Raw genomic sequence first — 562 nt, forward strand, 5'->3', positions numbered from 1 at the left:
TTAAGCGTTATTTTTTTCAGCAAACCAAGCTGTTTTATCGAAGCAGGCAGCTGGTGCACAGATGCCGTATTGTTATGTTTTGTAAGTACGGACTCCCGCGAATATGTCTGAGAATACCCGATGTCCAGATGCTGGACAGGCAGACGCTTCATATGAGTAAGGGCACTATCCAGATATGCTTCACGTCCGGGTGGAAGCAGAATCCTGACAGACTGAAGATCACGGCATTTTTCCAGGTTTTCCCAGTCGCTGGCAATACCCGAGATTGTTATGGCTCTAACGCGCTTACCGGCATTCATGAGATCGGCCAGATCCGAAAAAGTTTCAAATTGTGAGAACCTGGTGTAGCTATCGGATACCGCCGGTCCGGGGGCCTTTGCATTAAACCACATTTTCGTGGTATCCAGTTCAGATTCAGACAGAAGGCCGGATTGGGCAAATGAAAAAAGAGACAGACAGTTTGCCAGACAGCAAAGAATCAGTAAACGGAAGAAATNAAATGAAAAAAGAGACAGACAGTTTGCCAGACAGCAAAGAATCAGTAAACGGAAGAAATGGGGGG

General features: G+C 46.3%; 1 protein-coding gene. It reads right to left on the bottom strand.

Annotated elements, in window-relative coordinates; genetic code table 11:
- The coding region (locus BLX24_RS33550; RefSeq protein WP_218160754.1) for a hypothetical protein at window positions 1–392 on the bottom strand (392 nt) is incomplete at its 3' end.
- Between the last annotated feature and the right edge of the window lie 170 nt (window positions 393–562).

The sequence above is a fragment of the Arsenicibacter rosenii genome (assembly GCF_001870735.1).
GTDB classification, from domain to species: domain Bacteria; phylum Bacteroidota; class Bacteroidia; order Cytophagales; family Spirosomataceae; genus Arsenicibacter; species Arsenicibacter rosenii.